Raw genomic sequence first — 23,470 nt, 5'->3', positions numbered from 1 at the left:
CTTGTTTCTCCGCGCGCTTCCAGTCCGTCTTCCGACCCGACTTCCAGTCCGTCTTCCAGTCCGTCTCCTATGCCGTGGAGCGAGGGCTCCGGCCGGACCCGGAGGTCGCGCCGCGGTACCAGTACTCCAGCGTCAGCACGTGCCACAGATGCTTGGAGAAGTCCCGCTGCCCGGCGGCGTCCTCGGCGACCATGCGCGCCAGCGCGTCGCGGCGCAGAAGCCCCGACGTGACGAGCACACCGTCGTGCACCACCTCGCGCACCAGCGGCGCCAGATCCCGGCTCATCCAGGCGCGCAGCGGGGCGCTGAACAGGCCCTTGGGCCGGTAGACGATCTCCCGGGGAAGGATCGAGGCGGCCGCCTCCTTGAGGACGGCCTTGCCCTGCCGTCCGACGATCTTGCGATCGCCGGGCACCGCGAACGCCGCCCTGACCACCTCGACATCCACATACGGCACCCGCACCTCGGTCGACGCGGCCATGCTGGAGCGGTCCGTGTACGCGAGGTTCAGGCCCGGCAGGAACATCCGGGCGTCGCCCAGGCACATGCGGTTGACGAAGTCGTCGAGGTCGTTGTCCCGATAGACGTCCGCATGCTCGGCGAGCACGTCCTCGACCGTCCCGGCCAGGTCCGGATCGAGCAGGGCGAGCAGCTCGTCCCGGTCGTACATGGTGTAGCTGCGCCGGAACGCGGTCTCCTCCGGCAGGTCGGCGAAGGAGAGGAACCGCTTCGCGAAGCGCACCGACCGGTACCCCCGGCGGGCCGTGGCGACCGGCAACCGGTCCACGGCCCGGGACAGTCCGCGCCGCAGGGGACGCGGGACGCGCTGGTAGCGCAGTGCGATCACGTTGGCCAGGTGCTTGCGGTATCCGGCGAACAGCTCGTCGGCGCCCATCCCCGAGAGCATCACCTTGACCCCGGCCTCCCGGGCGGCCGAGCAGATCAGGAACGTGTTGATCGCGGCGGGGTCGCCGATCGGCTCGTCCAGGTGGTACGTCATCTGCGGCAGCAGGTCGAGCACGTTCGGTGCGATCTCGATCTCGTGCAGGTCGACGCCGAACCGCTCGGCCACCTGCCGGGCGTAGCGCAGGTCGTCCGGCATCGCCTCGAACTTGGCGTCCTCGGCACGGAACCCGATCGTGTAGGCGGAGATGCCGGGTTGATGGCGGGCCGCAAGCGCCGTCAGATAGCTGGAGTCGAGACCGCCGGAGAGGAACGTCGCCACGGGGACGTCGGAGAGCAGGTGCCGACGGGTCGACTCCTCGACGACGGCGGCGATATCCGGCAGCTCACCGGCCCGGGCCCGCTCCCGGCCCTCGGCGGCGACATCCCGAAGGTGCCAGAACCGGCCGCGCTCCACCCGGCCGTCGGGCCGGCACCTCAGCCAGCTCCCCGGCGGCAGCTTCTCCGCCTCGCGGAACGCGCACCGTGAGTCCGGCACCCAGTAGTACAGCAGCGACGCCACCAGCGCCGCAGGGTCCACCTCCAGCGCCCCGCCGGTCGCCGCGGCGAGCGCCTTGAGCTCGGAGGCGAACGCCAGGCCCGTGCCGCGCCGGAGCAGGAACAGCGGCTTGATGCCCAACTGGTCGCGGGCCAGCACCAGTTCGCCGGACCGCTCGTCGAAGACGCCGAACGCGAACATGCCGCGCAGCCGTGGCAGACAGTCCGTGCCCCAGCGCCGCCATGCCTCCAGCAGCACCTCGGTGTCGGAGGTGCCGCGGAAGCGCACCCCGGCGGCGGCCAGCTCGGCACGCAGCTCGGGCGCGTTGTACAGCTCGCCGTTGTACGTCAGGGCGAGGCCGTCCGAGACCATCGGCTGGGCGCCGGTCCCGGACAGGTCGATGACGGCCAACCGGCGGTGCCCGAGGTGCACTTCGCCGTCACCGGCGGAGTGGCCGTACCGGCCGGCCCCGTCCGGACCGCGGTGGGCGAGGGCGTCGGTGAGCCGGTCGGCCACCACCTTCCCGTCCGGCCATCGGTACGTCCCTGCGATGCCGCACATGTCCTACCTCGCCTCCTGGTCGTTGTCCGGGACCCGTCCCCGAGCTCTCGACTCCTCCCCCACGCTCGGCTTCGCTCGCGCGGGGGGACCCCCATGAGCAGGGGAGGCCCCACTGGCCCACGTCGGCTGCCGGTCCGCCCGCCGCCGGCCCTCCCGCACTGCCTCAACGGCGTGGGAGGTACCCCCATCGGGCTGCGGGGAGGCACGTTCGCCCTGGCCGCGCAGCGCGGTCTGCGGCCCGTCCCACAGCGTGCCGTCGGTCCGGTCCCGCGGATCGGGGTCGATCAGCACCACACCGATCACCGGAACGGACTGGTCCGCGAGCTGCCGTGCCACGGTGTGCAGCCATGCGGCACTGGCGTGCCCGGCACGCACGACGAGCACGGTCCGCGTGCCGAGGTACCTCAGGTCGGTCCACGCGGTGCCGGGCGCCACCGAGCCGACGCCGAGCCGGCGTTCCTCCGGCGGCACGGCCGCGGCACGCTCGCCACCGACCACGGTCGGGTCTCCCGGCTTCGGGCGGCGGCCCGCGAGCTGTGCGCCGGGCAGCCCATCGATGATCACCACTGGCCCGTCCGGTGCCAGGGACCCGGCGAGGTCCAGGGCGAGCACGCTCGTGGTGTGAGCACAGCCCAGTTCCAGCAGCGACACCGGTTCCTTGGAGCCGCGCACGGTGCGGCCCAGGGACACCACGAGCCGTTCGTGGGCCGTCCGGATCCGTCGGCGCCGCCACCGCCCGCCCGACCGGCGGGGCAGCTCCGCGATGACCGAGGCGCCCAGGTTCGCCGCGATGTCCCGGCGCAGCACGGGGCGGTCCGCCGCCACCGCGCCGACCGCGGCCAGCGCGAGCCCCAGTACGAGCCCGAGGGCGAGCCCGATCGCGGCGTCGGTGGCCGCGGTCTTGGGCAGCGAGTGTTGCACCGCGTGCGGCGCGTCCACGATCCGGGTGCCGGCGATGACCCGGGGCGTGCCGGTGCGCGCGTCCTCGGCGCGCTGGTCGAAGTCGGCGATCCGCGAGTTGAGTTCGGCCCGGCGGGCGAAACGTGACTCTATGCTCGCGGACTCCTTCGGATCGCTCTTCGGCGACTGGCCGCCGATCTCCTTGTTGACCTGGTCGAGTTCGGTCTGTAGGCGATCCCGCTGGTCTTCCAGGGCCTTGGCCTCGGCCTTCGCGGCATCCCACATCCGCCGCACATGGTCCGCGACGAAGGCGTCGGCCAGCGCCTTGGCGCGGGCCACCGCCTGGGCATCGTCGGCACCCGTCACATCGATCTGCAACAGGTTGTTGGTCAGGCCGGTGCCCTGGTAGTCCCGCACGAAGTCCTGTGGATTCTCCGGGGACTTGAGGGACTTCAGGGCCTGGCCGGCGATCTGTGTGGTCCCCAGCAGTGCGACGTCGGTGCGGATCAGCGTTCCGGGGTCGTTCGGCTGGTCCTCCTGATGTGCGACCAGCACCTTGGTCATCGCGGCCGCCGACGGTGGCCGCAGCACCGCCACCGCCGCGCCGACCAGCAGCCCCAGCAGCGCCAAGGAGCACCAGAGGCGGCGTCGCCGGCGCACCGCCGCCACCAGCGCCTGAAGGTCCAGCAGCGGAGCGGCGGCCGACGCCGCCGCATGTGTACGCGTCGTCACCCCGAACCTCCCGCGGCGACATCGCCCACCGCGAGCGCCGGCGCGGCGGCGTCCGCGGGCCGGCCGGCGGACCGCGTCGGACGGACCCGGACCGTGCCGGCGAGGACGATGCCGACGACCTTGTGCCCGGCGTCCGCACACGCCTCGGCGATGCCGGTGAGCTCCACCGCGGTCCAGCTGCCCGCGCTGAGCACGACCAGGGCACCGGACTCGGCGTCGCGGTCCGGCACCATCGGCCGGTCCACCGAAACCCCCACCACCCGCAGCCCGGGGTATTCCCGGCTCGAGGCGCCCGGGGAAGGACCGCTCCCGGCCTCGGCGGCGAGCTGCGCGGCGGCCCGGCGGGCGATCTCGTCGCCGTCCGGGACGACGACCAGCAGCCGCCGAGGGAACGGCAGTCGGTCCCGGAGGCGGGCACACACCCGCCGATAGCGGATCTGTCTGCCGGCCTCGTCGCCGGACGTCTGCGGGGTGGGTAGGTCCCACCGGATGTCGACGCCCAGCAGCCGTCGGATCCGGGCCCGCGGGCCACGGCCCTCAGGCCGGTGCGCGGGCCGTTCCTCGGGTACGTCGACGGTACCCAGCAGCACCGAGCCCAGCGCCGCGGCGATCTCCGGTTCGGTGCGCAGCCGGCGACTCATCCGTGCGGAGGCGAGCTGGCCGATGACCGCGAGCAGGAGGAACAGCAGCGCCCCGGCGACGACGAGCTGCAGTCTCGTCGGCGGTGCCTGGTCGGCCGGCCGGGCCGCCGGCCCCATGACCACCATGTTGGCCTTGTTGGCGGTCGGGGTCGCCTGGTTCAGCTTGTTGACGGCCTCCTGCAGCGCGGTGCGCAGCTTCTCCAACTCGGTGCGGGTCTGCACGCTCTCCACCGTCCGCCCCGGATCGGCCGCATCGGCCAGCTCGCTGATCCGGCGACTGGTCTGCACCACCATCTGCCGCAGTGCCTCGGGCTGTGCCGCCGCTTCGGGGTCGGTGTTCTCGCCCACCAGCCGTGCGGCGAAGCCGACGAACTGCTGGACGACCTGGTCGGAGAGCTGCTGTGCGCGCTCCGGGGTGTCGGCCGTGCCCGAGATCGTGATGATGTTCCCGTCGGCGGCCTGGGCGCTCACCCGATCCCGCAGCTCGGTGCCGTCGATCCCGGCCCAGCCGAGCGTGGCGGCCGCGCGGTCGATCACCGTCGAACTGGTCGCGATATCCACCTGGGTCAGCAACTCGCGCTCCTCCCACTGCCCCGGCAGCAGTACCGATGCCGACGCCGTGTAACTCGGCGGAATGAGCAGCGAGGTGGCGTAGCCGACGAGTGCACCCACCACGGCGAGGACGGCGAGCAGCCGTCGGCGCCGACGGATGATCCGCCCGATCGTGACCAGGCGTATCGTGTCATCGCTCAACGGCGGGGCCTCTTCCCTGCTCGGTACGGGGCGCCCGCCGACACCGGGGTGCGGCCACGGCAGGCAGCGGCGTAGGCGGCGAGCAGTGATGCCTGCGAGTTCCGCCAGGAGAGCGGTCCGCCGATCCGCTCCTGGCCGATCTTGCCCATCCGGGCCCGCTTCTCCGGATCGTCCAGCAACAGCGCGATGAGCCCGGCGAATCGGGCCTCGTCGTTGGCGGGCGCGTAGACCGCGGCGTCACCGGCGGAGACGCGCGCCTCCCGGAGGTCGAACGAGACGATGGGCCGGCCCATCGCCATGTACTCCAGGACCTTGTTCATGGTCGACACGTCGTTGAGCGGATTGCGCGGGTCGGGGGAGAGGCACACGTCCGCGGTGGACAGGTGGCGCACCAGGTCGGCGTCCGGGATGCGCCCGGTGAACTCCACCTGCTCGGAGAGCCCGAGCCGCCGGGACAGCGCCACCATCGCGTCGAAGGCGTCGCCGGCGCCGACGAACACCGCGTGCCAGTCGGTCCGCCCGAGCTCGTCGCGCAGCTTCGCCAGAGCCCGCAAGGCGTAGTCGACGCCGTCCTGCGGGCCCATGACGCCCAGGTAGCACAGCAGATGAGGCTTGCCGCGCTTCAACTCCACCGCGGGAGGCACCGGTTGGAACCGGTCGACGGCGGGCGCGCTGCGCACGACGAAGACGTCCGCCGGGCGCTTGCCGCCACGGCGCACCGCGACGTCCCGGTAGCTCTCGTTCGTGGCCAGCACGACGTCCGCGGCCCGGTAGGTCCGACGTTCCAGCGCGCACACGGCGCGGTAGAGCAGGTCTTCGCCGCGGTCGAACCGGGAGAGGTACAGCTCGGGTACCAGGTCGTGCTGGTCGAAGACGAATCGTGCGCCGCGCCGCTTCAGCCACAGTGCCGGCAGGAACAGCAGGTCGGGCGGGTTGCAGGCGTGGACCACGTCGACCGGGCCGACCCTGCGGGCCAGCCGGGCCGTGTGCCACAACGCCGATCCGTACTCCCTCAGGTAGCCGGCCGGCCCTCCGGTGGCCGCGCGCAACGGGTAGCGGTGGATCCGCACCCCGTCGATCTCCGCCTCCGGCTCGGTGTCCCGCTTCTCCCCCCGGGGGCAGATGACGTGCACCTCCCAGCCCGCATCGCGCAGCGTCGTGCACTCCTGCCACACCCGCCGGTCGAACGGCACCGACAGGTTCTCCACCAGGATCAGCGCGCGCCGGGCCGCCCCGTCGCCGCCGGCTATGTCACCGGACGCTATGTCACCGAACGATGTGTCACCAAGCAAGGCCCATGTACCCCGGTTCGGCCCGGCGCGCCTCGGCGTCGGGAAGGCGGATGAGGTCGACTATCACCGGGCCGCCGCCATGGGGCAGCGCAGACAGCACGGCCGGGTCCCGGGTCCCGACCAGGCACACCTCGGCGTGCTCCAGCACCTCGTCGACGGAGTCCGCGAGCAGCTGTGCGAGGTGCGGCAGCCGGGTCTCGATGTATTCGCGGTTCGCGCCGAGCAGCCGGGAGAGGCTCACGTTGGCGTCGTGGATCCGCAGGTCGTACCCCTTGCCGAAGAGCACCTCCGCCAGCTCGACGAGCGGGCTCTCGCGGAGGTCGTCGGTGCCGGGTTTGAACGACAGCCCGAACAGGCCCACCCGGCGCTTGCCGGTGCGCTCGACCAGGCCCACCGCGCGTTGCAGATGGTCGGCGTTGGAGGGCAGCACGTGGGCGAGGATGGGCACCGAGACGTCGGCCCGCCGTGCCGCGTGGACCAGGCTGCGCAGGTCCTTGGGCAGGCAGGAGCCGCCGAAGGCGAAGCCGGGCCGCAGATAGGCGGGGCTGATGTTCAGCTTGCGGTCGGCCAGGAACACGTCCATCACCTGGTGCGAGTCCACCCCGAGCGCCTGGCACACCGCGCCCAGCTCGTTCGCGAAGCCGATCTTGAGGCCGTGGAAGGCGTTGTCCGCGTACTTGATCGCCTCGGCCGTCGGGATCGGCACCCGGAACACCTCGCCGGGCAGGCCGTCGTACAGCGCCGCCACCGCATCGCCGCTGGCCGGGTCGAACTCGCCGATGACGGTCTTGGGCGGGTCGAAGAAGTCCCGCACGCTCGTGCCCTCGCGCAGGAACTCCGGGTTGACCGCGACCCCGATGTCCACCCCGGCCGTGCCGCCGACCTGCTTCTCCAGGATCGGTACCAGCAGGTTCAGGCAGGTACCCGGGAGCATGGTGCTGCGGAACACGACGGTGTGCCGCCCGCCGCGCCCACCGCGGTCCGCCAGCGCGGCGCCGAGCTGCTCGGTGACCCGCTCCAAGTACGTGGTGCACAGGCTGCCGTTGGGCTCCGACGGCGTGCCCACGCAGACCAGCGACACCTCGCTGCCCGTGATCGCCTCGCGGACGTCGCCGGTGGCGCGCAACGCCCCGGTCCGCACGACCTCGGCGACGAGCTCGCCGATCCGCTCCTCGACCACCGGGGCCCTGCCGGCGTTGACCAGGTCGACCTTCACCTGGTTCACGTCCACCCCGATGACCTCGTGACCCATGCTGGCCAGGCAGGCGGCCGACACGCAGCCCACGTAGCCGAGCCCCAAGACGCTTACTCTCATGACTCGTTCCTCCCGCCGGGCAGGCCCCTTCGGCCTGCGGTCCGTGCGCCGTTGGCACGTCGATCCCCGCGCATCAGTAGGCGCCTTGTCCTTGGAGCACCGCACGCAGCGTCTTCCACAAGATCACTGTGTCGAGGGCGAGCGACCAGTCCTCCACGTACCGGAGGTCCAGTCGGACGGCCTCGTCCCACGGCAGGTCGCTGCGTCCGCTGATCTGCCACAGGCCGGTGAGCCCGGGCTTGACCAGCAGCCGCCGCCGGATGTCCGGGCCGTACGCGGCGGACTCCTCCGGCAGCGGCGGCCGCGGACCGACCAGCGACATCGATCCGGTGAGCACGTTGAAGAGCTGCGGCAGCTCGTCGATCGAGTACCGGCGCAGCACCGTTCCCACCCGGGTCACCCGCGGATCCCGGCGGAGCTTGAACAGCAGACCGGCGCCCTCGTTGCGGTCGGCCAGCTCGGCACGTGCCCGGTCCGCCCCGGCGACCATGGTGCGGAACTTGAGAATGGTGAACTCGCGGCCGTCCTTGCCGACCCTGCGCTGGCGGTAGAACGCCCCGCCCCGACTGTCCACCAGCACGAGCAGTCCGACGAGCACCATCAGCGGCGCGAACAGCAACAGCAGGATCGCCGCGCCCAGCCGGTCGACGACCTCTTTGACCACCCGGCGCCCCCCGGTGAAGGTCGGCATGCTGACCCGCAGCAGCGGTATCCCGAGCACCGCGTCGACGTGCAGCCTCGGCCCGGCCACCTCCATCAGCACGGGGGCCACGACCATCTCGGCATCGCTGCCTTCGAGGTTCCAGGCCAGCCGCTGCAGCCGGTCCGGTGACCAGTGCGGGTCCGGTGTGACCGCGACGACACGGTAGCCGTCGCGGCGGACGTGGCCCGCGGCGTCCGCCAGCCGGCCGACGACCGGCACTCCGTCCAGTTGGTCACCGTCGAGCCCGAGACCGTCCGTCGTGCACACCGCATCCACCCGCCAGCCGAGGTGCGGGAACTTGCGGGTCCGGGTGATCAGGTCGCGCACGGTGGCCAGGCTCCCGGCAGCGAGCACCGGCCGCAGGCACCGTCCTTCCTTCCGCTGTTTGTGCAGCCAGAGGCGCAGCAGATACCGCGCGGTCATGGTGACGAGCGCGATCGTGGGGATCGCGACGAAGATCCAGAGCTTGATGTTGTGCGAGGCGAGGGCTATCCCGCCGAGCGCCAGTACGACCGTCGCGGTGAACAGTGAGCGTCCGAGCCGGCGGAACTCCTCGGCGCCCTGGCCGAGCACGGCCGGAGCCCACGACCGGCTCACCGCCAGCGCCCCCAGCACCAGCAGCTCGGTGCAGAAGGCGAGAATCCCCCACTTCTCATGCCAGTTGGCCGCGTCCCGGGCCCCGAAGAACTTGCCGATCGCCGCCACCACGAAGGCGGTGGCCAGGGTGTCGCTGGTGATCACGGTACGGCGGTACCGCTGCTCCCAGTCGATCGCGGACCGGCCGATTGCCCCGTCCACCGGACACCCGCGTGCCGACACAAACGGGTTGACCAATTCCCCCTGTTGCACAGACCCCCCCAGGTCCTCAGTGGGTTCGACGTGTTCGCTCCACACGGTGGCTCCCCCCTCGGGAGGCCCGTGCCCCCCGCGCTGCCCCTCCCCTCGGGGGGCCTCGCCCCCCGCGCCGCGCCGTTCTTCCCCCTGGAGGGCCCCCGCCCTCCCCGCGAATGACATCCGAACCCCGGCTGTTGCAGCGCTACTTGAGCACCCCACCCAGGCGGCAGCGGACGCACCAGTGGTGCGGCTGCCGGCTGCCCGTCGCGCAAGACCTAAAGATCACGATTTGTCGCCTCGTGTCATCCGAAGCAGGCTCAATGTAGAGCATCAGAGTCCGCTCGAAGAGGGGAATGTGTGCAACTCGTGGTCAAACTTTGAAAGTTGATCACTAAAAGGTCACCACCTGCGGTGCGCCGAGGCGGCGGCGCGCCTTGTGACCTGTGATGACGAGAGTTCCCTGGGGTGCCGGCTGGTGTGAAAACCACGGGCGGCAGTGGCGCGAGTGAGCGGCGGAACCACCCGCGCTGGCCGCAGCCCTCCAATTGGTCCGGCCCCGGGCCGCGCTTCAGCGCCCGCCGGCCGTGCCCGACGCACCGACGCATCTCGGCCCACCGTGCTGGGCCGACGCGACACTCCATGTCCTCCGCTTCAGCCGCGAGTTGGCGAAACGCCTGCCGATGCCGGCCGACACGGACGAACGCAGCCTGCGCGAGGCTTTCCATGAAGATCGGGAGATCCGGCGAAGGGGGTACACGCCCGGGCGCGGTGCTGCGGATCGTTCGTGGAATCCCCGGCTCCGTGGGTGGATACTGATCACCATGCGAGTTGACTTCAATCCTGCTGACATGCCCCGCAACGATTTCTACAAGCTGTTGACCGCCACCGTCGTGCCGCGGCCCATCGCCTGGGTGTCCACGATGTCCCAGGAGGGCACCGCCAACCTGGCGCCGCACTCCTTCTTCAGCATCGCCAGCGTGACGCCGCCCGTGGTGCAGTTCAGCTCCGTCGGCCGCAAGGACACCCTGCGGAACATCGAGGCCACCGGTGAATTCGTCGTCAACTTCACGCCCGAGGAACTCTTCGAGCAGATCAACGACACGGCCACCGACTTTCCGCACGGCGTGAGCGAGTTCGAGGCGGCGGCGATCGAATCCGAGCCGAGCCTCCGGGTGAAGCCGCTGCGGGTCGCCGCTTCGCCGGTGGCTCTGGAATGCGAACTCCACAGCACCCTGCGAATCGGTGACGGGACCGTGGTCTTCGGCCGTGTCGTGCATGCCGTGGTCGCCGAGGACGTCATGGTCGACGGCCACCCGGAAATCAGCAAGCTGCGCCCGCTGTCACGGCTGGGGAAGAACGAATGGGGGACGGTCAGCGGCGTGCGTGAACTGGCCCGTATCCGTCACGAGGACTGGCGGGGCCCCGCGGCCGACCGTTAGGTCCGGTCGCCGGTTCCTCTCCGGCAGTTCATTTCCGGGAGTCTTCCGGAACGCCGAGGATCGCGCGAACCTGAACCACGACCCGTACGGGGGCGGATGGCAGCGAGACTTCGGGAGCCGCCGAACGGGGACCGGAAACGGAATCGGGAGTGACATATGGGCAGCTGTGCTTTCCCTGCTGAATCCTCCGACGGTTCTCGGGAGGCGGCGGGCGACACGGCCCTGAGTCGGAGGGCCGTGCTCCGTGGGGTGGCCGCTTCGGCGGCTGCCGGCACTGCCGCGTCAGCGGTCCCGGCGGCGTACGGAGGGGAAACCGCGTACGCCGCCGAAGACGGCGATGGCGGGAAAGCGCTGCGGCTGATGACCTTCAATCTGCGGTACGCATCGGATACCCGCCCGAATTCCTGGGCCGAACGCAGACCGGCGATGCGGAAGCTGCTGCGTCGGGAGGCCCCGCACCTGCTCGGGACGCAGGAGGGGCTGTATGCGCAGTTGCGCGATATCGCAGTGGATCTCGGTTCGCATTACGCCTGGGTGGGTACGGGCCGAGCCGGTGGCAGCCGGGACGAATTCGCCGCGATCTTCTATGACGTGCGGCGTCTCGCGCCCCTGGAGTACGACCACTTCTGGCTCTCCGACACGCCCTATGTGATCGGGTCCAGGACCTGGGGCAACACCGTGATCCGGATGGCCACCTGGGTCCGCTTCCGGGACCTTCGGCGCAGCGTCGACGACCGGGGAGAAAAGCGCGGTCCGGCGGAATTCTACGCACTGAACACTCACCTTGATCATGCCGTGCAGTATTCCCGGGAACGTTCGGCGGCACTGATCAAGGATCGGTTGAGCGCCCTGGATCCGGCTCTGCCGCGCATCGTGACCGGCGACTTCAATGTCGCGGCGCACAAGAATCCCGTGTACGACGCCATGCTCGAAGGCGGCACCCTCGTCGACAGCTGGGATTCGGCCGACGAGCGCAGCCCCCAGTACGGGACCTTCCACGGATATCGCCCGCTGGTACCGGACGGCGATCGGGTCGACTGGATTCTGACGTCACCGGTGGTACGGACGCGGCGCGCGTCGATCAACACCTGTTCCCTCGACGGACAGTTTCCGAGCGATCACCTTCCGGTGCAGGCGCTGGTCAAGTGGTGAGGCACCGGCGGGCGGTGTGACGGTCTGTACCGCCCGTACCGCTTACGGGCGCGGCCCGGCGGGGCCGGGCGCGGAGCCGCGGACCTGGAGGCCGCTGAGGAGGTCCTGGGTGGCCGCCGCGATGCTCGCCACGGCCTGGTCGAAGACCTCGCGATTGTGGGCGGCCGGAGCGCGGAATCCGGAGACCTTGCGGACGTACTGCAAGGCCGCGGCGCGGATGTCCTCGTCGTGGACCTCGGGCGTGACGGGCGGACGGAGCGTCTTGATGCTGCGGCACATGCGTCCAGTCTGCCTCCTCCCGCAAGCCTGCGGGGTTGATCAGCCGAGTCCGTCGAGTCCGGTGACGCGCATGGTGATGTTGAGACGGCCGGCAGAGATGCCGGTGGTCGGGTCGCCGGTGCCCGGACAGACCTTCGGCACACCGTGGTACACGAACCGCGAAGGGCCACCGAAGACGAAGAGATCCCCCGACGCCAGCTCGATGTCCGTGTACGGCTTGGTGCGGGTCTCCGCGTTGCCGAAGCGGAAGACGCAGGTGTCACCGATGCTGAGGGAGACGACCGGGGCACTGGAGTGCTCCTCCTTGTCCTGGTGCATGCCCAGTTTCGCCTCGCCGTCATAGAAATTGATCAGTGCGGTGTCCGGCGTGTAGTCGGCGGCCGCCGCGGTGTCCTGATAGGCGTCCGCCAGCGCCCGACGGCCCAACGCGACCATCCAGTCCGGGAATTCGGCGACCCGCGCACCGTTCACGTCGTCGGCGGTGCGGGTGTACGCGTACGGCTGCCAGTGCCAGCCGATACACACGGTCTGGACGGACATCACGCCACCGCGCGGCAGTTTGGTGTGCCGGATCGGCACCGGGCCGCGCGCCCACCCCCGGCAGGCGGTGACAAGAGCACGCTGCTCGTCCAGGGACAGCCACCCGGGCACGTGGACCGCCCCGGGCGCCGGCTCCCGACGGATCCGGCCGTCGCCGCCGGCAGCTGCCCCGGGCCGGTGAGCCGCTCCCTGGCCTCCACCCCCCTGATCACGACCCCGGAGCCGCCCAACATCCTCGAATCCGGGGAGCGGGGTACTCATAGCCTTCTGACCTGCCTTGATGTGCGGGGAGGTGCCCCTATGGGTTTCGTCAACCCGTGGGGGCTGGTTGGGGTTGGTAGAAGGTGCCGTCGCGGAGCATGGCGAAGAGCACGTCGGCTCGTCGTCTGGCGAGGCAGAGGAGGGCTTGGGTGTGGTGTTTTCCCTGGGCGATCTTCTTGTCGTAGTAGGCCCTGGAGACGGGGTCGGCCAGGGCGGCGAACGCGGAGAGGAAGAAGGCGCGTTTGAGCTGTTTGTTTCCTCTGCGCGATGGCTGTTCGCCGCGGATGGAGGACCCGGAACTGCGGGTTGCCGGGGCGAGGCCGGCGTAGGCGGCGAGGTGGGCGGCGCTGGGGAAGCTGCTGGCGTCGCCGATGTCGATGAGGATGCGTGCTCCGGTCCTGACGCCGATCCCCGGCATGGACGTCAGGACCTTGGAAAGAGGGTGAGCCTCCAGCAGTTCCTCGATCCTTGTGGCGAGGAGTTTGCGCTGGTCAAGTACCGACTGGAGCGAGCTGGCGAGGCTGGGGACGATCAATGCGGCCGCGGCCGTGCCTGGCACGACCACTGTCTGCTCGTCCAGGGCGGTGAAGATGTCATCGACGAGCCGTTCCGCCATCCGTGGTGCCTTTGGGCGGATCAGGTTCACCAGCCGACGCCGTCCGGCCTTGCGGACCTGGGCCGGCGAACCGCACTGGTCGAGCAGCTTGAGCACGGCTGGGTGCTGCATTCGCGGTCCCAGTACCCGTTCCAGCGACGGGTGGATCTGTGTCAGCAGTCCCCGCAGTCTGTTGCTGATGCGGGTGGCTTCGCCGGCCAGGTCGTCGTCGAAACCCACGATCATTTCCAGCTCGGCTACTGCCTCGTCGGCAAGCTCGACGGCCCGCAGAGTGTGCGGCATCGACCGGGCCGCGTCCGCGATGATGAAGGCGTCGCGGGCGTCGGTTTTGGCTTCACCGGGGTAGAGGTCGGCGATCCGCCGCATCGTCAGGCCCGGCAGGTAAGCCACGGGGCAGTCCATGTCGCGGGCCACGGCCAGCGGCAGGGCGCCGATGGAGGCGGGCTGGTCGACGACCACGAGCACGGTGCCGTGCTTGGCTTTCAGCTTGGCGAACACGTCGCGGAGCTTGGGTTCGCTGTTGGGCAGCCGCTTGTCGAAGGCCTTCCTTCCGGCCGGAGTGACGGCGGTGGCGTGGTGTTCGCTCTTGCCGACGTCCAGGCCGAGGAAGGCGCCGATCTCACTGACGTCGATCACGTGCGTCCTCTGGTCGTTCCCGCCCGGCCGTCCCACGGCACCGATCGCCACATCCACATTACGAAGAGCCTCCCGACCTGCGGACAAGCCGGTGGTCATGCCCCTAATCAGCGGTCTGTCGATGCCTCCGGAGCCGGTGACACCACCCCCCAGGCCATACGTTCGACAGGGGGAGAAAGTCATGCCAACTCCGAAGGCCGGGCGCCCCATTGCGGGGCCACCAAGAAGGTAATGGGGGAGATCGACGAGGTGTCCGCGGGTTCTCCCTCTTCGTTGAGGGTGCCACGGAGCGGGGCAGAGCGGGGAGGGCAGGCTGGAGTGGTGCGACCAGGCGACCAGGGGCCGGGCGGCCGGTGGCGGGTGACGCCGGGTGCCGAGCGGCAGGCGATCACGGGCGTGGACCCGTTCTCGACGGTCAGATGAGGGTGGGCTGAAGGGCGCCCTCATGCGTCAGCAGCGCGACTTTGTCTTCCACGCCGGCTGCATAACCCCGTATGGAGCCGTCCGCGCCGATCACCCGATGGCAGGGCCGCACGATCAGCAGCGGATTGGCTCCGATCGCGGATCCCACCGCACGGACCTCGGCACGAGCAACGCCGAGCGCCTCGGCGAGCCGGCCGTACGTAGTCGTGGTGCCGTAAGGGATCTCGTCGAGGGCTCGCCAGACGCGTTCCTGGAACTCCGTGCCGGTGGCGCGGAACTCCAGCGCGAAACGGGTCGGCTCGCCGGCGAAGTACGCCCGCAACTGGCGGACGGCCTCGGCGAACGGAGCGGCATCGCGGCGCCAGTGCGCCCCTACGGCGCCGGCGCCGCGCTGTCCGGGGAGCGAGAGCGAGGTCAGAGCGATGCCACCGGGCGCGGTGGGGGAGGCCACACCGACCAGCAGCAGCTCGCCGAGGGGGCTGTCGTGGGCGGTGTAGAACGTCGGGCCGGGGGAGGCAGCGGGAGAGGCGGCGGTGGTGGCGGGCGTGCTGCGGGTGTTCATGGTGCGTCCTCGGGCGTGTTCTTACCTGGACTTTCTTCGAGTCTGCCGGTTTTGGGACGCAGCTACTGGCGGAAATCCGACGTGGAGGTTCCGGTGGGCCGGGGGCGGAGGGGACGCGTGGCACTGACGAGGCAGATGAGGCGGATGAGAAGGCCCTGGCGGACCGCTGGGTGTGCGGCGGGGTGCCAGGGCCGTCGTGCACGTGCCCTCGTCGGTGGGTGGGTCTCTTCCTAGGCGGCCTCGACGACCTCGGCCACCTCGGCCCGCACTGCCAGCATCCAGACCTCCAGCAGTGCCGCATACTCCGTCATGTCCTGCGCCGTCCAGGCCAGACCGTGCCGGGCGCGCACAAAACGCCGGATCGAATCGTTGGCCTCGGAAGCAGGAACGGGCGCACCCGTATGGGCAGAAGGAGTCGGGGACATGTGAGACATGCTAGGGGCAGCCACTGTCAAAGCACCGCCGCGTTCTTCACCCATAGCGCCCCCGAGTGGACTCCGCCGCCCGTCCTGACTCCGACTCAACTCGCTGACCAGCAAAGACTGTCAGCACCTCGCCCTCCCCTCGCTGCCAGCATGTGTCCATTCCCACACGCTCCGCGTTCGCCACCCTCTACTCCCGTCCTCGAACCGTCAACAGGGCGTCATGCGATCCGGCCTCGACGCACCACGCCGGCGGCCACTGCGCTCTTGAGCCGAGCCGACGGCAGAACAGGCGGTCTACCGTTGTACGTTCCCCGATTCGGGTGGTGTTTTTCGACGTGCTTCGGTGTGGGGCGGGGCGTGTTCGAGAACGCGGGCGTGCTGGTGATCGCTGTGGGCCCTGGCCGGGGCGCCCGTCGACGGGCGGCGCATTGTCGCGTCGAGTGGTCCCGGCTGACCGGTGCGGGAGGCCGCTGTCAGTGGTCGCCCGTACGGTGGTCCCCGTATCTATCCGAGCTGCTGGCGCTACTCGGACCCGCCCCGCTCCCGTGGTATCGCACGGGAGCGGGGCCCTCCTGCATCACACCTCTTGACTCGTCCCCACGCTGCCGCTGTCTTCTCAGCTGCCGCTCGGGGGCGTGAGGCGTTGCGTGGCGCCGCCGAAGGCCAGGTGGGTGCTTCGGGTGGCGAGCAGCCATATGCCGTCGACCTTGCGGAAGGTGTCTTCGTAGTGGCCCACATTGGCGGGGAGTTGGGGCGGAACCAGGCCGTCGACGTAGCCGTCGACGCGGTAGGTGGTGAGGTAGGAGACAGCGGTTGCGGTCGTGGCGGAGGTGACGGAGACCAGGATGTTCGTCATCAGGCGCCGTGAGAGCCGGTCCGCCGGGCGGGAGCCGAAATACTCGCGCAGCGCCTCGCGGCCCACGATGCGGCGGTCGTCATGGGGCCATTGCCAGATGCCGTCCTCCGTGAACAGTTCCGCCACGGAGCCCGGGTCCCCGAGGTCGAGGCGGTGGACGAAGTCGAGGATCAGACGCTCGCAGGCGCGCTCGGCGAGCAGCCGGTCCATGGGGGAGATTGCATCAGTGGGCATCTGCACTCCTGATAGGCAGCCAGTTGTGGGGCTGGATCCGGGAATTGGGCTGGGACGGGGCTGAAGACTGCCCCGAGCTGCTGTCCGTGCCGGCCTTGGTGCCGCATATGGCCTGCGCCAGATGGGCGTCCATGGCCGCGTCGATCGTGTCCGGTATGGGCTGCTTGTGGGCGTCGAGCTTCTCGTAGCGGGTGAGGTTGAAACCGAGCGAGACCTGGCGGCGGCCGTCCGGGCTGGAGAGGGACCAGGTCATGGCGCCGAGGACCAGGCCGTTGTGACCCCAGAACTCGCCACAGGCCGTGGTTGTCTGGAGCAGACCGAGGCCGTAGCGCGCGTGGGTGCCCGGGACCGGCACCGTCGTCTTCATCTGGCGCAGCTGTGCCGGGGCGAGCAACTTGCCGCCGAGCAGGGCGCGGTAGAAGCGGTTGAGGTCGGGCATCGTCGAGACGACGGCGCCGGCCGTGCCGACCCAGGACATGTTGTAGACGCTGAATTCGTGTGGCGGATTGAAGCCTCCGTATGCGGCCTCGTACATCTTGGCGTGCCGTCCGGAGAGATAGGGCGAGTGCGGGAAGTAGGTGTGGCGCAGGCCGGCCTTTTGGATGACGTGTTCGGTGATGTAGGTCTCGGGGGACTGGCCGGTGACCTTCCGGAGCAGCAGACCGGCGAGGATGTAGTTGGTGTTGGAGTAGTGGTGGGCCTCGCCAGGCTTGCTCAGTGGGGGAGCGGCGACACCCAGCCGGGCCAGCTCCTCCGGGGCGAACTCGTGGAAGCGATTGCCCTCGACGCTGTCCGCGGTCGCGAAGATCGCTCCGTTGTAGTCGCCGATGCCGCTGGTGTGGTTGAGCAGCATCCGGACGGTGATGGCCCGGCCGCGCTCGCCCGTTATGAACCCGGGCAGATAGCGGCCGATCGGTGCGTCGAGATCGATATGGCCTTTGCCGACCTCCTGGAGCACGGCGGTGGCCGTGAAGGTTTTGGTGACACTGCCGATGCGGTGTTCCATCTGCGGGGTGGTGGTGCGGCCGGTGCCGGTATCGGCGACCCCGGCTGCGCCTTGCCACTCGTCGGCACCGTCGCGCACGGCGGAGTACGCGCCGTACATCCCGGCCTTGTGGAATGCCTGGAGAGAATTTTCCAGCGCCCGGCGGTCGAGCGCCGGGCGGTGAGTGGGGGGCGTCGAGACCGAGCTGAAGGCAGAGGTAGAGGCAGCGGTCGACGTTGTGGTGGTTGTGCCGGCGGTCGCGGAGGCTGCGGTGGGGATGGTGAGGAGCGATAACGCGGCGGCGGTGGCGACGAGGGTCAGTCTGCGGCGGTGGTGCGACGAGCGGTGGTCAACAGGCATGGCTTCTCCGGAAATTAGCGGTCTGGAAGGACCACAGGTCTCGGCACTGGTCGTTTCTCGGTGTTTCATTGATCCGATTCTCGCCTGGGCCCGGGGGCAAGACATCAACCCACGGGTCTACCTTGATCCGGAATCTCGTCGGCGCGCGGTGGGGATATTCACCGTTCAACGAATGCGTGATGAGGCGGGGTGCCCGGGCGTGGGCGAGGATGGAAGGGCCGGGGTGTTGCGGCGTGCGCAGCGGCGGTGGGGCGGCGCCTTGGGCGGCAGGACGCGCAGAGCAGTAACGGGAGGCCCCGATGGATTACCCGGAACGCTACGAGCTGGTATTTCAGGCCCCCGCCGTGGAGGACGACGTGGTGATCGTGCGGCGTACCGACCAGGCGGGAGCGGGCGGGTATCCGATCTACGAAGACGAGTCGGGGATCGTGCGCGCGGAGATCAGCGATCGGGGCGAGGTCCGCATGGTGGCCAGTGGCGGGCACCAGGCACCCCATACCCCGCTCCTGGCGAGGCGACTGAGCCCGTGAGGCGTTGATCGGCCGCAAGCCCGGCCGTTCCCGGGCAGGGCCTGGGACCGGGCTGGGGTCCGGCCGTTCCGGCGCGCTGCGGCCTGGGCTGGAGACGGAGGGCTGCTCCGCGTCCCGCCGGGGCTGGCCGGGGCTGTCAGAGGGCGCGCAGGTGCGGGCGTCGGCGGCCCGGGGGCTCCTGCGAGGTGGAGCGGTCCTCGTTCTCGGCGGAGGTGGCTTCCGGGCCGGGGACGTCCTCGGCGAGGTCTCCCCGGAGCACGGCCAGCGCGCGCTCGAAAGTCTCTCCGGTGACCTGCATCCGGATTCGGGCCAGGCGTTTCAGCTCATGCAGCTCATGCAAGTCGTATAACTCATGCGACTTGTGTAACTCGTGGTCAGGCACGAGGTCAGCGTACCTGCCGTAACGCGGCCGTAAGGGACGGCAGTTGGCGGCGATACCCAGGACGGTAGGCCCCCGGGGCGACAGGGCGACAGGGCGATGCTCAAGGTGAGCCGACCGCGCGGGTGACTGCGGCCTCGGCGTGCAGTCGGGTCGTCGGGAAGAGGGGGACCGCGCTGTCCTGCGGGCGGACGAGGAGTTCGATCTCGGTGCAGCCGAGCACGATGCCCTCGGCTCCGGCGGCGATCAGTTCGTCGATGACGGCGACATAGGCAGCGCGGGACTCCTCCTTGACGATGCCCAGGCACAGCTCCTCGTAGATCACGCGGTGCACGGTCTCGCGTCCGGCGGCATCCGGAACCAGGACGTCCAGGCCGTGGTGCGCCAGGCGCCCACGGTAGAAGTCCTGCTCCATGGTGAACGCCGTGCCCAGCAAGCCGATGCGGCGAAGTCCACTGCCGCGTACGGCCTCCGCCGTGGTGTCGGCGAGGTGCAGGAGCGGGATGTCGACCGCGGACGACACCTGGTCGGCGACCTTGTGCATGGTGTTGGTGCAGATCAGCAGCAGGTCCGCGCCCGCTGCCTCCAGTGCCTTGGCGGCCTCGGCCAGGACCTCACCGGCCTCGTCCCAGCGCCCCTCGACCTGAAGGCGCTCGATCTCCGCGAAGTCCACGGAGTAGAGCACGCACTTGGCCGAGTGCAGCCCGCCCAGTCGCTCCCGCGTCAGCTCGTTCAACAGGCGGTAGTACTCCGCCGTGGATTCCCAGCTCATGCCGCCGATCAGCCCGATGGTCTTCATCAGGACACTGTGCCACAGGGTGCTTCGACCACTCCGCACGGGCCGGTGGACGGGGACGCCCGCCCGCCTGCCGGGCCGCACGGCCTGATGGCGTCGAGACTGCATGCCCGACAGGCGGTACGGTCCGGCCCCACGGCTGGACGACTGTGGCGGCGAACCAACTTGCTCTGCTCACCGACCGGTTGCCGGTGCCTGCCCGTCCCAGCGGATCGGGAGCCGGTCCATGCCGCGCATGAGGAGGCCGCTGCGCCAGTGCGGGGTGTCGGCTGTGGTGTCCAGGGCGAGGTCCGGGCAGCGGTCCAGAAGGGAGCGGATGGCGATCCGGCCCTCCAGACGGGCCAGCGGCGCGCCGAGGCAGAAGTGGATGCCGTGGCCGAAGGCGACATGGCCGCGCGGGTCGCGGGTGATGTCGAAGTCGTCGGCGGCGGCGAACCGTTCGGTGTCACGGGAGGCCGAGGCCAGGGAGATCAGCACCGGGGCGCCCTCGGGGATCACGGTGCCGCCGAGTTCCACCGGCTCGGCGGCGCAGCGCCAGGTGGCGGTCTCCACCGGGCCTTCGTAGCGGAGCATCTCCTCCACGGCGTTGTCCAGCAGGCCGCCGTCGGCACGCAGGGCGGCCAGTTGGTCGGGGTGTTCCAGCAGGGCCCGGACGCCGTTCGCGATGAGGTTGACCGTGGTCTCGTGACCGGCGATCAGCAACAGGAAGACCGTGCCGATGAGTTCCTCTTGGGAGAGCCGGTCGCCGTCCTCGTCGCTGGTCCGGATCAGGGCGCTGAGCAGTCCGTCGACCGGTTCGCGGCGCTGGGTCCCGATGAGCTCGGTGAGGTAGTCGGCCATCTCCTGGGTGGCCTTGGCGATCGCTTCGGGGCTGGTCGGGGAGACGAATTCGTGGGACCAGGCGCGGAAGGCCTCGCGGTCTATCGAGGGCACGCCGAGGAGATCGCATATGACGGTCATCGGCAGCGGGAACGCCAGTGCCTCGATGAGGTCGGCCCGGCCGCCCGGTGTGGCCAGCATCGCGTCGAGGAGTTGGTCGGTGAGCTGCTGCACGCGCGGGCGCAGCGCCTCGACGCGGCGGCTGGTGAACTCCTTCGCGACCAGCTTCCGCAACCGGGTGTGGTGCGGTGGGTCCACGTCCAGCATGTTGGTGAACAGGGGCGTTTCGCCGGCCAGGCGTTGCAGGTTGGCCTTCGTCCAGTCCTTGCCCAGCCGCGGATCGGCGAGTGCCGCACGGACGGTCTCATGGCCGACGACGAGCCAGGAGTCCTGGCCGTACGGGGTGCGCACCCTGTGAACGGGGCCGCGGGCCCGCAGCTCGGCGTAGTACGGATACGGGTCGGTGACGAAGTCCTCGCCGTAGCCGGGCAGATCGACCACCGGAAGCGCGTCGGAGCCCGGCGTCGGATCGGCGAGCGGGGATTGCCGTGGGGCGGGCAACTCGGAGCCCCGTGCGTCTCGTTGGCCCTGTGGGGCCTCGGAGGTCCGAGGGGGCTGCTCGCTCTGCGGGGCCTGATCGGTCTGCGGATACTCCGGCATCTGCCGTCCCGCCTTTCTCGACTCGCAACACGTGTCGGCGTCGTCACCGCGCTGGTGCAGCTCCGTACCGTGCGGTCCGGCTGCTCTGCTCACGCTACGCAGTTCGGGTGGGCGCATCGTCGTACCAGGGGAGGAGCTGTGGCGGACGAAGTCCTCCGTCCGCAGTGGGGTGGAGTCATCGGGGCGGGGGAAGAAGGATCGTCGGGAGCCAACCCGGAGCCAACCCGGAGCCAACCCGGAGCCAACCCGGAGCCAATCCGGAGCCAATCCGGGAGCCAGCCCGGAGCCCGCCCCTGGCCCCCGTCCCGCCGCTCGCCCTCCGCAGCGCGCGTGGGCCGTGATGTCGGCGCGGAACTCGTCGATCATCGCCGGGGAGACGGTCGGCCGACACGGCGCGATCGCGGCGAGGCAGTCCTCGGTGCCCGCACCGAGCCGGGCCCGGGCCCCCGTCCCGCCGCGACCGCCTCCAGATCCCGCTCGAACGACGCCTGGGCGGCCACCCGGGCGGCGTGCTCGATGTCCGCCGGGGTGAACAGCTCACCGGCCGCGACCAGCGCAGGGATGTCCACATCGGGCCGCCCGTCGGTGTACCGGGCCCAGATCGCCGCCCGGGCGGCCTGGGACGGCGTACCGATCGGTATCAGGAAGTCGAAGCGCCGCGGACGGAGTCGGTGGCGCAGACCAGCAGCCGCTCGTCCCGCTCCCGGAAGCCGGGGATCAGCTTGAGCAGCTCGTTGGCCACCCCGTGCAGGCCGCCGGGCTGGGCGGGCTCGCTGCGGACCGGGGCGATCTCCTCGACCTCGTCGATGACGACCAGCACCTGCTCCAGTTCCGCGATCCTGGCGAACGCACTGCGCAGCGCGGCCACCAGATTGCCCGCGTCCGCCAACCGGGACGGCAGCAGTTCGACGAACGGCCGGCCCAGCCGGGCGGCGATCGCGCGGGCGAAGGTGGTCTTCCCGGTGCCCGGCGGGCCGAACAGGGCGATCCGAGGGGTCCGGATGCGCCACCGGCGGCCGCTGACTGTCGCGGTCGCCGGTCGCGGCCGCCGTGGAATGCGCTGGCCGACCCGGCCCGCCCGGTGCCATGCTGTGCGACGTGAACGGACCCGAGATCACCCTGACCTTCGCCTCTGAGCTGCATCTTTTCATCGGAGCGGAGCGCGCGGCCGACCGTACGCCGCTGGTGACCGACGGTTCCTCGACGCTCGGTCATGTCATCGAGTCGCTGGGCGTCCCGCTCACCGAGGTCGGGCGACTGGTCGTGGACGGGGCGCCGGCAGCCGTCTCGCACATCCCGGTCCGGGGCGAACACATCGAGGTCCGGGCCGTCGAGCGCCCCCAGCGCGTTCCCGGTGCACCGCTGCGGTTCCTGCTCGACGTCCACCTCGGCACCCTGGCCCGCCGGCTGCGGTTGCTCGGCGTCGATGCGGCGTACACCAACGAGGACCCCGGAGACGCCGCCCTGGCCGCGCTCTCCGCGCAGGAGCGGCGGGTGCTGCTCTCCCGCGACCGGGGACTGCTGCAACGCCGGGAGATCTGGGCCGGCGCCTACGTCTACAGCGACCGGCCGGACGACCAACTCCGCGACGTGCTCGGCCGATTCGCCCCCGCCCTCGCCCCCTGGACCCGCTGCACGGCGTGCAACGGCCGACTGGCCGCCGCCGACAAGGACGCCGTCCAGGAACAGCTCCAACACGGTACCCAGCGCACCTACGACGTCTTCGCGCAGTGCACCGCGTGCGGACGGGTCTACTGGCGCGGCGCCCATCACGCCCGCCTGGAGGCGATCGTCGAGGAGGCCCTGCGGGCGGGCACCAGCTGAACCCCGTCCACCGCCCGCCCTCCTCCTCCCTCGAACAGCTCGGTCGCAAAGGTGAGTAGGGGGATACCGGACCGATCCCGAAGTGACGTGTTGTCAGCCAACGGGTAGTCAGGAGCGGGCGGCGCGAGCGCCCGGGCAGCCCCGATGTCAGGCAGCCCTTTTGTCTGGCATCGGAGTGGCGCGGGGGTGTGCCAGGCAGGTCCCCGGCCCGCCGCACCGCCCTGCATGCCGACGGTCGTGACGCCGCCGCAGTTTCCGGCCGCCAGCCCTCGCCGCCCCGCTTCCTTGCCTTCCCCGGCCGTTCGCCGTCCCGCTCGCCGCCGCGGCCCGCCATCGGCTCCGGCCTCCGACCGCGCTCTCCGGGCCCCTTTAGCCCCCCTCTAGCCCACCTTGATGACGACACGCCGGAGACACGCGCCGTCCAACGGGTGAATACATCGTCCTCCACCACCCGAAGAGCCG

At 70.5% G+C, this 23,470-nt stretch carries 21 protein-coding genes; 4 read left to right on the top strand and 17 right to left on the bottom strand.

Annotation, left to right across the window (positions count from 1 at the left end):
* Positions 1 to 67: 67 nt before the first annotated feature.
* From asnB to K2224_RS20065, 6 genes are all read right to left on the bottom strand, one after another.
* The gene (asnB, locus tag K2224_RS20090) at positions 68 to 2,002 is read right to left on the bottom strand and encodes an asparagine synthase (glutamine-hydrolyzing) (RefSeq protein WP_221907887.1); all 1,935 of its coding nucleotides are present in this window, start codon (positions 2,000 to 2,002) and stop codon (positions 68 to 70) included.
* A gap of 3 nt (positions 2,003 to 2,005) precedes the next feature.
* On the bottom strand, positions 2,006 to 3,634 hold the full coding sequence (locus K2224_RS20085; RefSeq protein ID WP_221907886.1) for a Wzz/FepE/Etk N-terminal domain-containing protein: 1,629 nt from the start codon (positions 3,632 to 3,634) through the stop codon (positions 2,006 to 2,008).
* Positions 3,631 to 5,028 carry a Wzz/FepE/Etk N-terminal domain-containing protein gene (locus tag K2224_RS20080; protein WP_221907885.1) on the bottom strand — a complete coding sequence of 466 codons (1,398 nt, stop codon included), beginning with the start codon at positions 5,026 to 5,028 and terminating at the stop codon, positions 3,631 to 3,633. Before K2224_RS20080 ends, K2224_RS20085 begins: the two co-directional genes overlap by 4 nt.
* Positions 5,025 to 6,320 (bottom strand): glycosyltransferase family 4 protein, encoded by a 1,296-nt coding sequence (locus K2224_RS20075; protein ID WP_221907884.1) that lies wholly within the window; start codon positions 6,318 to 6,320, stop codon positions 5,025 to 5,027. Before K2224_RS20075 ends, K2224_RS20080 begins: the two co-directional genes overlap by 4 nt.
* Positions 6,310 to 7,635, bottom strand: coding sequence for a nucleotide sugar dehydrogenase (locus tag K2224_RS20070; protein ID WP_221907883.1), 1,326 nt, complete (start codon positions 7,633 to 7,635; stop codon positions 6,310 to 6,312). The genes K2224_RS20075 and K2224_RS20070 overlap by 11 nt, the downstream gene beginning before the upstream one ends.
* A 73-nt stretch (positions 7,636 to 7,708) precedes the next feature.
* The gene (locus K2224_RS20065; protein WP_221907882.1) at positions 7,709 to 9,187 is read right to left on the bottom strand and encodes a sugar transferase; all 1,479 of its coding nucleotides are present in this window, start codon (positions 9,185 to 9,187) and stop codon (positions 7,709 to 7,711) included.
* An 806-nt stretch (positions 9,188 to 9,993) separates the two neighbouring features.
* On the opposite strand from K2224_RS20065, the gene K2224_RS20060 reads away from it, so the two are divergent.
* Positions 9,994 to 10,611 carry a flavin reductase family protein gene (locus K2224_RS20060; RefSeq protein WP_221909831.1) on the top strand — a complete coding sequence of 206 codons (618 nt, stop codon included), beginning with the start codon at positions 9,994 to 9,996 and terminating at the stop codon, positions 10,609 to 10,611.
* A gap of 249 nt (positions 10,612 to 10,860) precedes the next feature.
* Positions 10,861 to 11,763 (top strand): endonuclease/exonuclease/phosphatase family protein, encoded by a 903-nt coding sequence (locus K2224_RS20055; RefSeq protein WP_260692829.1) that lies wholly within the window; start codon positions 10,861 to 10,863, stop codon positions 11,761 to 11,763.
* 42 nt (positions 11,764 to 11,805) lie between these two features.
* On the opposite strand, the gene K2224_RS20050 is transcribed toward K2224_RS20055, so the two are convergent.
* The 7 genes from K2224_RS20050 to K2224_RS20020 all read right to left on the bottom strand — a co-directional run bounded on the left by K2224_RS20050 (position 11,806) and on the right by K2224_RS20020 (position 17,940).
* A complete protein-coding gene (locus K2224_RS20050) occupies positions 11,806 to 12,042 on the bottom strand; it encodes a DUF2277 domain-containing protein (protein WP_221907880.1) in 237 nt (78 codons plus the stop codon).
* Positions 12,043 to 12,081: 39 nt separating this feature from the next.
* Positions 12,082 to 12,843 carry an alpha-ketoglutarate-dependent dioxygenase AlkB gene (locus tag K2224_RS20045; protein WP_221907879.1) on the bottom strand — a complete coding sequence of 254 codons (762 nt, stop codon included), beginning with the start codon at positions 12,841 to 12,843 and terminating at the stop codon, positions 12,082 to 12,084.
* 49 nt (positions 12,844 to 12,892) lie between these two features.
* Positions 12,893 to 14,095 carry an IS110 family transposase gene (locus K2224_RS20040; RefSeq protein ID WP_221909414.1) on the bottom strand — a complete coding sequence of 401 codons (1,203 nt, stop codon included), beginning with the start codon at positions 14,093 to 14,095 and terminating at the stop codon, positions 12,893 to 12,895.
* A gap of 415 nt (positions 14,096 to 14,510) precedes the next feature.
* Positions 14,511 to 15,080 carry a methylated-DNA--[protein]-cysteine S-methyltransferase gene (locus tag K2224_RS20035; RefSeq protein WP_221907878.1) on the bottom strand — a complete coding sequence of 190 codons (570 nt, stop codon included), beginning with the start codon at positions 15,078 to 15,080 and terminating at the stop codon, positions 14,511 to 14,513.
* Between the two features lie 230 nt (positions 15,081 to 15,310).
* Positions 15,311 to 15,505: a hypothetical protein gene (locus K2224_RS20030; RefSeq protein ID WP_221907877.1), complete on the bottom strand. Its 195-nt coding sequence runs from the start codon at positions 15,503 to 15,505 to the stop codon at positions 15,311 to 15,313.
* A gap of 616 nt (positions 15,506 to 16,121) precedes the next feature.
* A complete protein-coding gene (locus K2224_RS20025) occupies positions 16,122 to 16,595 on the bottom strand; it encodes a nuclear transport factor 2 family protein (RefSeq protein WP_221907876.1) in 474 nt (157 codons plus the stop codon).
* Entirely contained in the window at positions 16,585 to 17,940 is a 1,356-nt protein-coding gene (locus K2224_RS20020) for a serine hydrolase (RefSeq protein WP_260692828.1), read from the bottom strand. The genes K2224_RS20025 and K2224_RS20020 overlap by 11 nt, the downstream gene beginning before the upstream one ends.
* Before the next feature lie 299 nt (positions 17,941 to 18,239).
* Between K2224_RS20020 and K2224_RS20015 the strand changes: the two genes are divergently transcribed.
* A complete protein-coding gene (locus tag K2224_RS20015; protein ID WP_221907875.1) occupies positions 18,240 to 18,470 on the top strand; it encodes a DUF6296 family protein in 231 nt (76 codons plus the stop codon).
* A gap of 136 nt (positions 18,471 to 18,606) precedes the next feature.
* Here K2224_RS20015 and K2224_RS20010 read toward each other — a convergent pair whose 3' ends face one another.
* From K2224_RS20010 to K2224_RS41425, 4 genes are all read right to left on the bottom strand, one after another.
* Positions 18,607 to 18,810 (bottom strand): hypothetical protein, encoded by a 204-nt coding sequence (locus tag K2224_RS20010; protein ID WP_221907874.1) that lies wholly within the window; start codon positions 18,808 to 18,810, stop codon positions 18,607 to 18,609.
* Positions 18,811 to 18,952: 142 nt separating this feature from the next.
* Complete coding sequence (locus K2224_RS20005) at positions 18,953 to 19,648, bottom strand: aspartate/glutamate racemase family protein (RefSeq protein ID WP_221907873.1); 696 nt, start codon at positions 19,646 to 19,648, stop codon at positions 18,953 to 18,955.
* A gap of 171 nt (positions 19,649 to 19,819) precedes the next feature.
* A complete protein-coding gene (locus K2224_RS20000) occupies positions 19,820 to 21,184 on the bottom strand; it encodes a cytochrome P450 (RefSeq protein ID WP_260693486.1) in 1,365 nt (454 codons plus the stop codon).
* 640 nt (positions 21,185 to 21,824) lie between these two features.
* Positions 21,825 to 22,109 carry an AAA family ATPase gene (locus K2224_RS41425; RefSeq protein WP_313904803.1) on the bottom strand — a complete coding sequence of 95 codons (285 nt, stop codon included), beginning with the start codon at positions 22,107 to 22,109 and terminating at the stop codon, positions 21,825 to 21,827.
* Between the two features lie 173 nt (positions 22,110 to 22,282).
* Between K2224_RS41425 and K2224_RS19990 the strand changes: the two genes are divergently transcribed.
* Complete coding sequence (locus K2224_RS19990) at positions 22,283 to 23,008, top strand: Mut7-C ubiquitin/RNAse domain-containing protein (protein ID WP_221907872.1); 726 nt, start codon at positions 22,283 to 22,285, stop codon at positions 23,006 to 23,008.
* Positions 23,009 to 23,470: the final 462 nt, after the last annotated feature.

The organism is Streptomyces sp. BHT-5-2 (assembly GCF_019774615.1).
Classification (GTDB): Bacteria; Actinomycetota; Actinomycetes; order Streptomycetales; family Streptomycetaceae; genus Streptomyces.
This window is presented reverse-complemented; position numbering and strand designations above follow the sequence as displayed.